The sequence below is a fragment of the Noviherbaspirillum aerium genome, from assembly GCF_008929045.1.
GTDB lineage: Bacteria > Pseudomonadota > Gammaproteobacteria > Burkholderiales > Burkholderiaceae_D > Noviherbaspirillum > Noviherbaspirillum aerium.
This window is the reverse complement of the sequence record NZ_VFAH01000020.1, coordinates 17,978-31,472: the sequence shown is the minus strand read 5'-3', so window position 1 is coordinate 31,472 and position 13,495 is coordinate 17,978. Positions and strand designations below refer to the sequence as shown.

The following is a 13,495-nucleotide window of genomic DNA, read 5'->3' as shown; positions in this document are numbered from 1 at the left end:
TCGCGAAACCGAGCCACGGACCAGCAGATAGTCCTTACGCTGTATTCCAAGGATGTGAATAGAAAGTCGATACGGCCAAACCGTTCGCGCGGCTGGGGCACGTGTATCTGCATCAGTCACAAGTGAAAACGGTTCAGAAGGCAGCAGCCGATGCATCTGAGCCGACCGCAGGCATGAACGACACAGGATGGAATGCCACGCTGCGTCGTGCAGCCTTTGTTTGCAGTGTACGCGTTTGCTGAGCGCATTGATTAAGGAAGAAATTTACATGAAAAGCAAGCAGCAGCACAGCGGGGCAGCGTTGCCTCCTTCCAACGGACAGAGACGCGAACGGAAGCAAGTCGTCATGCTGGATCAAAAAACTTTGCACGACATGCGCGAGGCACGCGACCTGCTCGAGGAACTGACCGGCAGCCGCGTACTGCTCATCGGTGATCCGGATGACTTGCCATGCGCCGGCGAGGTGCCTCCCCGAGACTCGCAGACTCTTCTCTTGCCGATCTGTCGGCAGCCTAACCCCTATGCGGCGGCCGAAGCGTCTGCGCTCATCATCAGCCAGTTGCAGCTGCTAGTCGAAGTTGAGATGCCAAACATCCTGAAGGGCGGCAGCAAGACGAAATTGCAGCTTGTGTTCGATGGTTTCGATGGCGACCTGGAAGTGTTTGCTAACGGCGAAGTGCGAGCCTGGGCCCGCATACTGTTCATTCTGCATGTTCCCCAGGCGATCGCCTTGCTGGATGAAGTCAGCTATGAGTTGATATCGACCTGCTGCAATCCTGTCAAATCCGCCCGACAAATCACCGGCATTTTAGGCGAGTCCTACTTCATCACGGTCGAACAGCTGCCCGAATGGAAGATCGCCTGCTATCTGAGTGGAATTGACGCGACTCGGAAATGGCCATCGTGAACGGATCCAGGCTTAGACGAAAACGAGCTTGCTGCACGACTGGCCTATCCAACGTAAGGAAAACAGTGGCGTCTTATTGAGCTGCCGGCGGAGCTAATCGAAGTAAGAAGGCGAGTGGGCCGGTTCGATGAGTGGCGTCCCAGCGTATCAAAATGGGAGCGCGCATAAGGAACAGCTTGAAGAGAAGGGCGACGGGTGTCGCCCTGATTTTGGCTTACTTCACTTTGACCTTGGCTACCAGCTCCTTGAGCGACGGTGCTGCTTTGAAACGGACGTTTTTGGACGCCTTGATCTTGATTGTTTCGCCAGTTGCAGGGTTCCTGCCAGTCCGCGCGGCGCGCTGCGACACGGTAAAAGTCCCCAATTCAGGGAAAGAGAAACGGCCTTCTTTTTTCAAGTCAGTCCCGACGAAGCCAAATACCTGCTCCACGATTTCTTTCGCCTTCACTTTGGTCAACTCGTGGTCGCCAGCGACTTTGTCGATGATTTCAGATTTATTCAATTTATTCTCCAGACGGTATATGAAGATGGGTACTGTCACCATTGATCGTTTTGTGATGACATGCAAATCAACCAAGTCATTGTAGGTCCGGTATTTCGTTATTGCAATAAGTTTGATCGGTCGGCTGAGCCTCATCGCCGCCGGACTAGGAGACATACTGGGTGCAGCCAAAGTGTGCAAAATAATACGTTCATCCTTGCCACATCCGCTCCGCCTTCACAAGTTCACTTCACCCCCGGTGCGTATCGAGGAGCAGGCAATATTGGTCCGAAAGGCGATACCGTCAATGACGCTGATGATGTCGGTAATTTTCCTCGACGATTCAATGATGGAGCTCAGAGTATGTAGGCGACTTTGCCGCCAAGGACCGTACCTTTGGTCGCTGGCGATGCGCTCCAATTAGCCCGCTGCGCGTTCTCCGTGCTGGCCCGCGTGGTCGAGGTCGGTTCCTCCATGGATGCGGTCGTCTCTTCGAGTGACTCGGCCTGATGCTCCGTACGCGACGACAGGTTGCTGTTGCCACGGGAGATTCCACCCGACGCATTAGCAATAGCAGCCGCGCTTTGCGCCACCTCGGCGATCAGTGACTGAGCGTACGAGTTTCCTGTTTCTGACAGCGGAAGGGCGGTGTCAGGATCCGCGACTAGAACAATGCGGCCGCTTCAGAGTTCGAACAATCGCGCACTTATGTGGGCCAGGTCTGCGTTGTCATGGACTAGCCTAGCATGACCAACGGAGGGCTTTTGACGGAGATATAGGAGGCGTGTTTCAGAGGCGCTTGACGGCCGCATGCCCCGGGGTGCCCCTGCGCTCCTGTCCTGCCGTAGAACGGCGGGGCACCGTTTTATGCCTGATCGAGAGTGACAAAATTTTTGATGCGGACCGCTCCGTCTGGAAACTTCGCTACGATCTCCAGCTCACCACCCATCGCCTCAATGTGACTGCGCAAGGTCGAAATGTACATGTCGGCGCGTTTTTCCATCTTGGCGATGGCCGGCTGCTCGACATGCAGTACCTCAGCCAAGGCCTTCTGCGACAGGCCGCGCGCGCGGCGCAGCTCATGGAGCGGCATCTCCTCCCTCAGCTGCTCGAATTTGTCTTGAACGCGCTGCTGGGCTTGCGGAGACAGCTTCGCGCGCAATTCTGCGAATTTTTTAGCCATGGCGTTTCCTCTGTTGTTCCTTCTTCAGCGCTTCCAAGTGCTCGTCGTACAGAACATCGGCAACTGGGACGTTTTCATCGTACCAACGGTCGTTTCCGGTCTTGTCGCCTCCCAAAAGCAGGATGGCGGCGCGGCGCGGATCAAAGGCGTACAAGATGCGGTATGGTCGCCCCTCATGCTGAACGCGTAGCTCACGCATGTGTCCATGCTTGGACGTGGTGATGCCTGTGGTATGCGGGTAACCCAAGTGCGGCCCCTCCGCTTCCAACAGTTGTACCGAGGCAGCAATGGAAACCTGTTCATCTTCCTTCAGGCTGTCCCACCACGCTTCGAACTCATTTATGTATTCCACTTCGCAAGTCATGGAGCGCAAGTATTCCATAGAAAGCATATGCTGTCAAAGGAATCCCATGCAACAGATTTTTTTTGCGCGGAATCAAGAAGTGCGTCTTGGCAAACAGAAATAAGCTCAGCTTCGAACGTGCAGTGGCAACGACGGTGGGTACGGCGTATTTTGATTGCGCTGGGCATGCGTAGTGCTAACTCAATTCCGCCACTAATAAGTCAACGTGAGTCGAGCGAATACCGGTACCAATGCCCGATCATAACCATCGCGGTCTATTTCCCTATGACAAACATGGTAAAGTACATTCGAGTAACGATAATTGCTTTAATGATACGTTTCAGGACCATCAGGACGTTGGTATCATGGCGCTCCACGCGAGAAACCACGACCTGACACGTCGAAAGACATTATCTTGATAGCCCGGCAACGCAAACAAAAACAGGACGAAACCTCATATCCTTGGTTTCCAGACATTGAAAACGATGTTGCCGAGTCAGCGCACACCATTCAGGGGCCCCGCTTCGGGAAACATGCGAGCCGTGGTTGGAACGTCGTTTGCGGAACTGATATCGCTTGCCGCTCCCCCCGGTCATGGTCTTCGACACCAGCGCAGACTCTGGACTACAAGCTATGGCAAAAGCGATTCGCCTGCTTGAACTGCGGACGGCGAGCAGAGAGCGCCTGGCGCGCGAATGGTCCCAAGCAAACTACGCTTAGTACACATGCAAACTGCAACACTGGCGGCACGGCCGGCGTGGGCCAATACCAAATTAACGACGTGACGCTTGCGCAATGGCTGCGTGCCATGGACTCGCAACCGAATATTGAAACCGGGAGACGACCTTGAAATTCATTCATGCCGCTGATCTGCATATCGACAGTCCGCTGCGCGGACTTGACGCCCACGATGGTGCACCGGTGGACCGGTTGCGCAGTGCGACCCGCCGGGCGTTCGTCGCTCTGATTGACTTGGCGATTGCACAAAACGTCGATTTCGTGATTCTCGCCGGTGACATTTTTGACGGTAACTGGCCCGATTTTCATACCGGCCTGTTTTTTCGCGAGCAACTCGTGCGTTTGCGCCAACAAGGCATCGCCGTCGTCATTGCCCGCGGCAACCATGACGCTGAGAGCCAGATCACGAAGCAGCTGCCGGCGGTGGAAGGAGTGCACATATTCTCCACCGAGATGCCGGAGACGGTGGTTCGCGAAGATCTAGGCGTCGCGTTGCACGGTTACAGTTTTCCGCAGCGGGCCGTAACCCATGACGTGGTGCCGGATTTTCCGCGTGCCGTCCCGGGCATGTTCAATATCGGTGTTCTCCATACGAGTCTGACCGGGCGCGATGGCCACGACGACTATGCGCCAACGTCGGTTGAGATGATTATGACCCGTGGCTACGACTATTTCGCCCTTGGACACGTCCATGCCCGCGAGGTGGTGCGCGACGCCAATCCGCGTATCGTGTTCCCGGGCAATCTGCAGGGTCGCAAGTCCAATGAAACCGGGCCCAAGGGCTGCGAGCTGGTCACGGTGGTCGACGGCCGGATTGTCGGTGCCGACTTTGTGCCGCTGGATGTCGTGCGCTGGCACCGCCTCGAACTGGATGTAACCGGTATCGAGACGCTCGACGGCCTGGTGCGAGCGTTTCACCACGCCGTCAAGCAATTGACCGACGGCGCCACTGACCGGATGCACGCCATCCGCCTGATCGTCCACGGGGAGTCGCCGCTCAACAGGATCGAGGCCGAGCAGCCCGGCACGATCGGGGCCGCTATCATCGCGGCGCTGCAGGATATGGAAAGCCTTGAAATCTGGCTCGAACGCGTCAAGACAGCGTTGCGCACCCCGCTCGACCGGGAACAGGCGGCATTGCGTACCGATGCGGTTGGGGAAGTCGTGTCGCTGGTCAATGAATTGATGGACGACGAAGATCGCTTGGCCGACTGGATTGCGCGCGAGTTGAGTGGCCTGTCATTGCCACCGACCTTGCAGGACCTTGATCCGACAGCGGTCGATGCAGCAGCCCTGCGGGCCATGCTAACCGATGCTGAATCCACCGTTCTGGCCCATCTGGGCGCCGTCGAGATCAATGGAGAACCAGCATGAGAATCGGAGAACTGCACCTGACCGCTTTTGGCCCGTTTACCGAACGCGTTCTCGACTTCGGCAAGAGCGAGCAGGAGCTCGTATTCATCCACGGACGCAACGAGGCCGGCAAATCGACTACGCTGCGCGCCATCACGGATTTGCGCTACGGTATCCACCCGCAGAGCAAGGACAACTTCGTCCACCAGCACCGCGACATGCGGATCGGGGCCGTACTGTTCGATCATGCCGATGTTGCCCATACCGTCGTGCGCCGTAAGGGCAACAAGGCTACCCTGACCTTCGCCAACGGCGATCCGGTCCCGCCGGACGTCGAGGCGCGCATCACCTGCGGGCTGTCCAAGGAAGAATATGAGGGCATGTTCGGCCTCGACCACCAGCGCCTGCGTGCCGGCGGTGAGGCGTTGCTGGCCGGCGAGGGCGATATCGGCGCCGCGCTCTTCGAAGCGAGCGCAGGTGTGCGCAGCATCGCCGCGGTGCTGGAGCGCCTGGATCAGACCGCGCGCCAGTTCTACATCCCTAAGGGGCGCGTCGCCAAGCTTAACGAAGCCATTCGCGATTACGGCCAGCACCGCAGTGCCTACGTCAGCGCACAGGTGAAGCCCGCCGCATGGGGCGAGCTGTTCATGCGCCAGCAGCATGCACAGGAAAAAGTCGCTGCGCTGGAATCACAGCAGCAACAATTGCACGCGAACCTGCGCCGTGTCACCGAATTGCGTGCCGTGGCACCACTGCTGCGCACGATTGACACCGCGCAGACGACCTTGGACGAATTGCGCGCTCATCCGCTGCTTGACGAGAATGCGGCGGCAGAACGCGCTGGCGCACAGGCGGGACTGGCTGCTGCCGAACATAGCGCCGGTACAGCTGCAGCCGCGATGGAACAGGCGCGTCTGAAACTGGCCACCTTGCAGCCGGAGCTGCCGGTGCTAGCGGTGGCTGCCGGCATCGACCGCCTGTCCGCTTCGGCGGAGAGCCTGGAGCAACATCGCAAGGAACGAGACGACGCCAATATCGACCTGCAGCACGAAAAGGCCACGCTGGCCGCGCTGGTCAAGGTGATTGCGCCAGCGGAAACCGTTGAACGGTTGCAGCAGCGGGCGCCGAAAGTCGGCGCCCGCACCGAGATCACCAAGGTGCTGCGTTCGATGGAGCTGGCCCAGCAACGTCTAGAACAGCACCGGATCTCCTCCGCCAACCACCAAGACGACGATCGGCCGCAGGAGCATAGCGCCCAGCCCGACGCCCGCGTTCGGAGCGCGTTGCAATTGGCCCGGGAAGCCGTTGTCCGTCAGGCAAGCGTTCTCAAACGCTTGGCTGAATTGCCAGGCAAGATCAAGTCCGCCCGACGCACCATGGAAGCGTCATTGAAACAGCTTGGCATCGCCCAGGCCGACGATTTGGTTGCTATTCGCCCCCTGTTCGACGGCGAAATCGATGCTGCCAAGACAGCCATCGACCACGCGGTGGCCCGCAAGGCGGATTTGGACAAGCGCATTGCGCAGATCGAAGAGGCGCTGCGTGACGATCGCGACTTGCGCCAGCAGCTGCTGGCAGACGGTTCCGTCCCGACGGCTGATGAAGTCGCGGCCGCCCGCGCGCAGCGCGACCAGACCCTTCGGCAGTTGCAAATCCCTGGTGCCGGAAACAATCGTGGTGCGATAGACAGCGACTTGCTTGATGACGCCGCCTGGCAAACGCTGGCTGACGAGATCCGCCACGCCGACACGTTGGTCGACGCGCTGGCACGCGACATGAAACGGGCCACTCAGCTGCAAGGCTGCCTGCGCAAGATTGCAGAACGGGAGCAGGACCGTAATACGCTGGTTGCGGAGCGTCAAACGATCGAGTCGCGCCAGCAGCAGGAGCATCAAGCATGGGAGAGCCTGCTGACGCAACGCCAGTTGCCCCGGTTGGCGCCGGCGGCGTTGCGCGAATGGCAAAACCTGCTCGAGCATGCACGCGCCGAGAACGAAACGCTCGATGCGCTCGACGACGAGCAACAGCAAATGACTGAAACCGAAAAGGCGCTCGCCGATGGCCTGCGCAGCGCGTTAAGCGACGTGGATGGCAACGTCGACGCCGACGGCGGTCTAGATGAACTGGTTAATCTCGCCGACGCGATGGAAAGGGAATTCGCCCGACTCGACAAAGCCGCTGCTACGGCCGCGGGCAAGCGCGCTGAGCGGCAACAACAGCGCGAACAGTTTGCGCTGAGCGAAAGGCAATTGATTGAGGCGCTGGAGCGCACCCGAACGGAAGTCGCTGCTGCCTGCGCGCAGCTGCTTCTGCCAGCCGATGCCAGCGTACCAGAAGCATTTGCCCGTCTGGACGACTTCGATGCATTGAGCGCCGCGGTCACCAGACGGGATGCGGCGCAGCTCAAGCTCGACCGTGCCGACCACGCTATCGTTGCACTTCAACAGCAGGCCAATGCGCTTGCGCACGCCATTGGCGACCCGGCGCCTGCCGACTTGCGGTTGTACGCCGAACAGCTGCGCACGCGGCTCGACGCTGCCCGCGCCGTCGAGACCGCGCGCAAGGTGGTTGCACAGGCGATTGAACAAAACATGGCCGCGCAGCGTGAACATGAGGAATCGATGGCGGCCCACCAGCGTAAGCTGCTCGCCTTCTGCGCGGCCGCTGGAGTCGAGCATGCCGACGCACTGCCGCAGGCCGAGGAATTATCCCGGCGCAAGCGCGATGCGCAGGACATGATCGACCGGGCGCGGGCCAACCTTGCGTTGGCGTCATCACGCACCGAGCAGGCTCTTCGGGACATGCTGACAGACTGTGATGTCGATTGCCTGGACGTCGACGAACAATCCTATCAGCACGAACTCGCGCAATTGGAAGTGCAGGTCCGTGCGGCCCGCAGTGCCGAAGAAACAGCGCGACGCGAACTGGAAGCAGTAGATGCGTCCGAAGTCGTTATTGCAGAGCGTCAGAAAATGGAGCAGGCCTCGGCTGCGATCGCGTCGGCGCTGCCATCATGGGTGCGCGCACGTCTGGCCCACAGCCTGCTCGACGAGGCGCTGCGCCGATTCCGGGAAAAAGCGCAGGGCCCGATGCTGGTAGCGGCGAGTCGCTATTTCCAGTCCATGACAGATGGCCAGTTCGTGCGTCTGGTCAGCGAGGACACCGTTGATGGCTGTCCCACCTTGCTTGCGCAGCGTGGCAGCGGCGCGCTGGTCGGCGTGGAAGGCATGAGCGAAGGCACCCTCGACCAGCTCTATCTAGCGCTTCGCATGGCGGCACTGGATTTGCGCCGCAAGGCCGGATTTGCCCTGCCGGTAGTGCTGGACGATGTACTGATTACCTCTGACGATGCCCGTGCCCGCCACGTCCTGTGTGCGTTGTCGGAATTTGCCAAGGGCCACCAAGTGATTCTATTCACTCATCATGCGCACCTGCTGAGCGTCGCGGAAGGCTGCCTGCCGCAACGCCAGCTCGGCGTAGTTGCCTTGTGACCTTGCTCGGTCCGTCTGCCGCACGCGGTAGCCACCTCTGCAGCATCGGACGGCGCATTTAACGTGGAATACTGAAACGGCAGGACAAAACGGGAACGTGAAGGCATCCCCGCTGTATTTGAATGGCATGTCACTCGGACTGCATTGCCAAACCTTTCCGTGATGAGCTCCTTAAACTTCGCAGTTCGTATGAGTTCCAGCTGCGATTTTTCAGTCGAAGGTGACAACCCAACTTGGTAGCCACGGTCGTGTTGCTAGAGTTGCGAAGCCATCTCGACTTCGCATTTAGGCCGTAGGAGTCGACAGGCTCGGCGGCGACGGCGGCAAAATCCCTCTACAATCAGCGTTCACGGTCACGTCATGAGTGGTTCGACCGTGCACTGCGCAAAGCGCGGCATACGCTTGATTCAGTTGTACTCAGCAACGGTCATTAAGCAGCTGCACTGAGTTCCAGGTCACGGTCATGACGCTCTTGTACAGCCGCCTCAATATACTGGTGGCGCAGCCATTCTTCCTTAGCGGAATTATCTTTCGCAATTTTCTCTTCAATAGCCAGCGTCTCCCTGTATTCCGCTGCTGCCGCATTAATAGTCCAGCTTGCGTCGATACCAAGGGAAGTGACGTGGTCTTTGAGTTGAGCCAATGACAGCCTGAAGAATTCCTTGCGAGGGTTAGCCTTATTCATCTGGTTTAGAACAAAGAACCTATGCAACTCTTTCTCGAGTTTTGGCGCATCATCCGCCCAAATCATTGCGTGAACGTCGAACGCGAATGGAACGCTTGCGTCACCAAGTTCTTTGACGCGATCCAACGGGTCCAGACGCCGTGTCATGCCAACTTTAATAACCTCCTCGCCGAAAGATCCAATGTTTGAGATGACGTAGACGTGGCCAGCTTTCGTCTGCTGAGCCATGGACAATGCACGCTGGTTTCTTGCCTCGGCCTCGGCCAATTGCGATTGAAGTTGCTGGAGTTGAGCTTCGAAAGCTGACCGTTGTTCATCGTTCGCTTTAGCAACCTGAGCCTGGACCCTTTCAAGCGCTTTTTGCAGCGCCTGTTCCTCTTTGGCGGCTTTGACGGTTTCAGATAGCGGTCGCCGTATCCTTCAATCACATTTTTCATCGCAGCGGCGGTAGCCTGTAGCGCTTCTGCATCCTGCAATGCACGAAGTGCGTCCCCCGCGATTTCCTCGGCACGTTTTTTTGCATCATTGATCACTTGAGTGGCGCGCCTGTTTGCTTCAGCCAGTTCTTGTTCCGCGCGGTCTCGTTTATTCTTCGCATCCAAAGTCATGAGTTTTTTGAGATCCTCCGTCTCTGTTTTTGCCGCCGCTCGTATCTTCGTCGCTTCTTCGTTTGCAGAGGCGACTATCTGTGCTGCCGAAAATGTGGCGTTTCTCTGAAGATCTCGGGACTCCTGCCGGAGCCTTTCACATTCCGCCGCTGTGTCTCGTACGCTCGTATAAGGTGCAAGGCTTTGGTTTTCTTGCCTGAGATGGTCAATCTTGTCGTTCAAACTCTTGATACGAGTTTCGTATCCGTCACGTACGGCGGCCAATTCGGTGTCGGCCGCTTGTTTCTGATCGCGCTTAGATTGTTCTAATGATTCAAGCGCTTTTTTCGCCGATCTTTTCTGGAACCAAAACACGGTTGCGGCCATTAGGGCTAATACCAGCAATACTTCTAACATACGTGCCTTTCTCTCTTCACGAGCACCAATTGATCTTGTTGCCTTATCCGATGTCTGATCACCAAAATTTAAGTTTGACGCTGGGGCCAGGTGATGAAGGCAGATCGACGCCGGGTGGTAGCAAAGGGTCTGCTACGGTTGGTTAATATAACGCGGCCGTTGTGACATTGCAAACAGGAAAGGTGAGCGGGTTAGGGAAGGCTGTGTCACTTGGAAAATTGAGCGCCCCAACATTGGGCGTGGAAACTTCAGAGGCTACTCGGCCTATGTATTGGTGCGCTATTCCTCATAAATCTGATGGAAACCATCATTGCGCCGCCTGGTAGGCGCCGCAACTGGATCAGTTGGGTTAGTTGATGGCACGAGAGGAGCCTCCCAGATAGCACAGGTGTTTTCGCGAGCTGGGGTAACAGATAGACGGAAAGCGAACTGCATTCACCAAAACCGTGCATTCACGCTGGCCAATCACCGTTAATTATTGCGTCGGCGGCGAAGTCGAATAGTCCGATTGGACGATCTCGATAAAGGGACGGTTACATAAATACCGACGCGGGCGACACCCGCTGTCGAAAAAACGATCCGCCAAAAGCTCAGGAGGCGTTACGATAATTTCTCGATAGGGTCAGGTTACCCAGGAGAGCAGGCAGCGGGTTGGACAACGCGTGAAGATTCTAACTGGCGCCACTGAAGACCGACAGCGTTGCTGCTTGTCGGCCCGGATAAATGATCTCTAAGCCAGTACCGGTGTGACACGTAGGTGCTAACGCTTCCCGAATCTGGAGTTCATGCGCTTAAACATTATAGCCATTTGCTTCTCAGTGAACTGACTGCTCATCAACGTCACCTGTATCTCACGACGCGGAATGTCTTGCACGCGCTTTAACTTTTGATGCACATCGTTCGGATCTGCGTTTGAATTGGTTACGCAGTATGCGTGCGCCATCTCGGCCAGGTTTGCGCCGGGTTTGAACAAGGCTGCAACATCGGGTAACCAGCCGCTCGCCAGACGCGCGCCAGGGCGTACCCGTCGAAATACCTCGGTTTGTGGATGAAATGCAATTTGCAGTGCAGCATCTCCATCCCGGTCTGCATCAGGCAGGGGGGCACGGTATAAGGCCGCCAATAATGCCGCAAGACGCCGCTTGCCATCGATGAGTAGTAACGGCTCGCCGCCTTTGGCTGGATGCACGTTGCTGTTGCCTTGCGTACGCTGCATGGTGATGCAGAACGGCGCAAGGCCATGGTACAGCCCCGCGAGCAGGTCACACACATTCGTGGCAGGATAGAAGTATCGGCGGGCAAAGGCTGCATGCAGCAACGTGCCAGCGCGCATGCTATCGAGCAAATACGCAAGTGGAGCGGTAGTGAGCAGCCGCATTGGCTGTTCGGTCGAATCATTGACATGGAACATTGGTGGCCTGTTCAATAAAGTGGGTTTGACATAGGTCATCCGCGCTGAAGATGCGAGCCGACCAGCCCTGCCGTTTGTCTGCGACAGGGCCGATTACACTCATTAGGCGGCACGACCGAGGGCAAGCGCGTGTTAATCAGCGGCTGCACACAGCTGCGCCAGGGCCTCTTTTAACGCCTTCGCTTGCTTGCGGACCTGATTCGCAGAGCGTGAGTGCCGGTTTGCATCGTAAAAGATGTCCAGCACCTCGCTCCGGGGCAGTCCAGGCTGCAAGTTATAGACGGCGATCGTGTTGTTGAGCATGCTGCGCAAGCGGTGAAACGTGTTCACGATTGCTTCTGGCGAGCAGGTCGGATTCGCAGCGCAATAGTCTGCGGCCACGGCGGCGAGATCGACATGCGCGTCAAAAAGAGTCGCGACATCGCTCACCCAGGCCGGGTCCGCATCGGTTGCCGAGCTGGCTACCTCCAGAGCCACCGACGGCTTCAACTGCGGGTTGAAGGCGATGCAAAATCGCACTTTCTCGAAGCGATGTGTCAACACCGGCGCCCTGTACAGCACGGACATCAGGGACAGTAACCGCTGCTTGCCATCGATCAACGTCTCGAGTGCGTCCACGCGCACGGTGGTGCTGCTGCAGGGGGCCATCGTTTGGACGATCATGTAGCCGACAGGACCGCCGAGATACATCGAGCGCAGCAGCTCGCACACTTGTTCCGGTGACCAGACAAACGGGCGTGCAAAATTCGCAAGCACCAGCGAGCCGGACTGCAGTCGCTGCAGCAGATCGGCCAGACGGTCGATTACGACCTGACTTATTACGCGGTTCATAAATCTTTTCTCCTCAAAGCATGATGGTTATGACTGCTGTGACCCTTTGCCGCAACAGTCATTTCATCGTAAGGCCTACATGCTTTTCAAAGTGCGAGCGCACAGCAGACAACAGTGAATGGAAAGTGCCGTTTTCTTTGTGTTGTTTTTTAAGATAAGCAAGCCGCAGGAGAGGAAATTTGTGCTAGGCATGTCACGTCAACAGAATTGGGCCTGTGATGCGCATGCAAACGGTGACGATACCTGCTGTCATAGCCGCAAACCGCATGATGTTCATGCACATACGACAGATTGAAGAAGAAGGCCAAGCTCAGTGGAGGAGAGCGACGAGTGTCTTAACTGAAGTGCCGCCGCGAAGCTATGTTAATCAGGAAAGGCATGTCGCCGGCAGAAAGCCACCAGCCGCAATGCACAGGAACGATCTGAGCTGGTCGCTATCGCGCTTGCCATCGTGGCGCCGATGAGGCGTTTGACGCAATGCGAACTTCTATTCTACGATTTCATCGTGTACGACGGTTCGCAAGAAAATTAACGACACGGTGCTCCCGGCCAGAGCTGCACCGTGCATGCTGCGCGCGCCAGAATCAGACAGCGGTATTAATACAGCTGTCTGATTCTCATACAAAGTTGCAGCCTGCTAAGCCGCGCTTGCGACAAGATATTCCCTTCGCAGTACGTCCATCGCATTATCGTCCTGCTCCGGCGTGAGGGTCAGGTCTTCCCTTTTTCGTTGCTTCGGATAGACCTCAATACGCTGCACATCGATCAGATACCAGTCGGTTGTGGCCCGGGCGATGCGAAACGCTGTCGCTCCTTGGGCGTTGCTATAGCTGTTAGACGACGGGCCTGTCGGTACTTGGTAAAACGACGCGCCGCTGCGCTCGCGTTTAAGAATGCCGAAGGCGTCCAGCTTCGTCTCGGCCCGTCGCATGGCCGACAATACGTCCTGCACGTCCACCAGATTGACTCGCGCCCGCTACTGTTGTGGCGCGATCGCTTCCTCAATTGCTACGGCGTATTCCGGCACGATCTTGAATTTCATGAGATCTTTCTTCCCCTTAAAAGCGT

General features: G+C 57.3%; 11 protein-coding genes. 3 read left to right on the top strand and 8 right to left on the bottom strand.

Features of this window, described 5'->3' with window-relative positions:
- The first annotated feature begins 268 nt into the window (after positions 1–268).
- On the top strand, positions 269–907 hold the full coding sequence (locus FH061_RS22460) for a hypothetical protein (RefSeq protein ID WP_151638074.1): 639 nt from the start codon (positions 269–271) through the stop codon (positions 905–907).
- Positions 908–1,121: 214 nt separating this feature from the next.
- On the opposite strand, the gene FH061_RS22455 is transcribed toward FH061_RS22460, so the two are convergent.
- The 3 genes from FH061_RS22455 to FH061_RS22445 form a co-directional block, all read right to left on the bottom strand.
- Positions 1,122–1,409 (bottom strand): HU family DNA-binding protein, encoded by a 288-nt coding sequence (locus tag FH061_RS22455; protein ID WP_151638073.1) that lies wholly within the window; start codon positions 1,407–1,409, stop codon positions 1,122–1,124.
- A gap of 844 nt (positions 1,410–2,253) precedes the next feature.
- On the bottom strand, positions 2,254–2,571 hold the full coding sequence (locus FH061_RS22450) for an XRE family transcriptional regulator (RefSeq protein WP_151638072.1): 318 nt from the start codon (positions 2,569–2,571) through the stop codon (positions 2,254–2,256).
- Positions 2,564–2,935 (bottom strand): type II toxin-antitoxin system RelE/ParE family toxin, encoded by a 372-nt coding sequence (locus FH061_RS22445; RefSeq protein ID WP_151638133.1) that lies wholly within the window; start codon positions 2,933–2,935, stop codon positions 2,564–2,566. Before FH061_RS22445 ends, FH061_RS22450 begins: the two co-directional genes overlap by 8 nt.
- A gap of 825 nt (positions 2,936–3,760) precedes the next feature.
- On the opposite strand from FH061_RS22445, the gene FH061_RS22440 reads away from it, so the two are divergent.
- Both FH061_RS22440 and FH061_RS22435 read left to right on the top strand, forming a co-directional pair.
- Positions 3,761–5,026 carry a metallophosphoesterase family protein gene (locus tag FH061_RS22440; protein ID WP_151638071.1) on the top strand — a complete coding sequence of 422 codons (1,266 nt, stop codon included), beginning with the start codon at positions 3,761–3,763 and terminating at the stop codon, positions 5,024–5,026.
- Positions 5,023–8,496, top strand: coding sequence for an ATP-binding protein (locus tag FH061_RS22435; protein ID WP_151638070.1), 3,474 nt, complete (start codon positions 5,023–5,025; stop codon positions 8,494–8,496). The genes FH061_RS22440 and FH061_RS22435 overlap by 4 nt, the downstream gene beginning before the upstream one ends.
- A gap of 430 nt (positions 8,497–8,926) precedes the next feature.
- Here the strand turns inward: FH061_RS22435 and FH061_RS22430 are convergent, their stop codons facing one another.
- The 5 genes from FH061_RS22430 to FH061_RS22415 form a co-directional block, all read right to left on the bottom strand.
- A complete protein-coding gene (locus FH061_RS22430; RefSeq protein WP_264158748.1) occupies positions 8,927–9,328 on the bottom strand; it encodes a GIY-YIG nuclease family protein in 402 nt (133 codons plus the stop codon).
- Positions 9,325–10,185 carry a hypothetical protein gene (locus FH061_RS31175; protein ID WP_225984813.1) on the bottom strand — a complete coding sequence of 287 codons (861 nt, stop codon included), beginning with the start codon at positions 10,183–10,185 and terminating at the stop codon, positions 9,325–9,327. Before FH061_RS31175 ends, FH061_RS22430 begins: the two co-directional genes overlap by 4 nt.
- 760 nt (positions 10,186–10,945) lie before the next feature.
- Entirely contained in the window at positions 10,946–11,635 is a 690-nt protein-coding gene (locus FH061_RS22425) for a hypothetical protein (protein WP_151638068.1), read from the bottom strand.
- A 93-nt stretch (positions 11,636–11,728) separates the two neighbouring features.
- Positions 11,729–12,427, bottom strand: a complete 699-nt coding sequence (locus FH061_RS22420; protein ID WP_151638067.1) for a DUF262 domain-containing protein — start codon at positions 12,425–12,427, stop codon at positions 11,729–11,731.
- Between the two features lie 637 nt (positions 12,428–13,064).
- Positions 13,065–13,385: a hypothetical protein gene (locus FH061_RS22415; RefSeq protein ID WP_151638066.1), complete on the bottom strand. Its 321-nt coding sequence runs from the start codon at positions 13,383–13,385 to the stop codon at positions 13,065–13,067.
- Between the last annotated feature and the right edge of the window lie 110 nt (positions 13,386–13,495).

What these genes read in the sequence shown, in the direction of transcription:
- FH061_RS22460 (WP_151638074.1), top strand. Translation starts at nt 269, where the DNA reads ATGAAAAGCAAGCAGCAGCACAGCGGGGCAGCGTTGCCTCCTTCCAAC.
- FH061_RS22450 (WP_151638072.1), bottom strand. Translation starts at nt 2,571, where the DNA reads ATGGCTAAAAAATTCGCAGAATTGCGCGCGAAGCTGTCTCCGCAAGCC.
- FH061_RS22445 (WP_151638133.1), bottom strand. Translation starts at nt 2,935, where the DNA reads ATGACTTGCGAAGTGGAATACATAAATGAGTTCGAAGCGTGGTGGGAC.
- FH061_RS22435 (WP_151638070.1), top strand. Translation starts at nt 5,023, where the DNA reads ATGAGAATCGGAGAACTGCACCTGACCGCTTTTGGCCCGTTTACCGAA.
- FH061_RS22430 (WP_264158748.1), bottom strand. Translation starts at nt 9,328, where the DNA reads ATGACACGGCGTCTGGACCCGTTGGATCGCGTCAAAGAACTTGGTGAC.
- FH061_RS31175 (WP_225984813.1), bottom strand. Translation starts at nt 10,185, where the DNA reads ATGTTAGAAGTATTGCTGGTATTAGCCCTAATGGCCGCAACCGTGTTT.
- FH061_RS22425 (WP_151638068.1), bottom strand. Translation starts at nt 11,635, where the DNA reads ATGACCTATGTCAAACCCACTTTATTGAACAGGCCACCAATGTTCCAT.
- FH061_RS22420 (WP_151638067.1), bottom strand. Translation starts at nt 12,427, where the DNA reads ATGAACCGCGTAATAAGTCAGGTCGTAATCGACCGTCTGGCCGATCTG.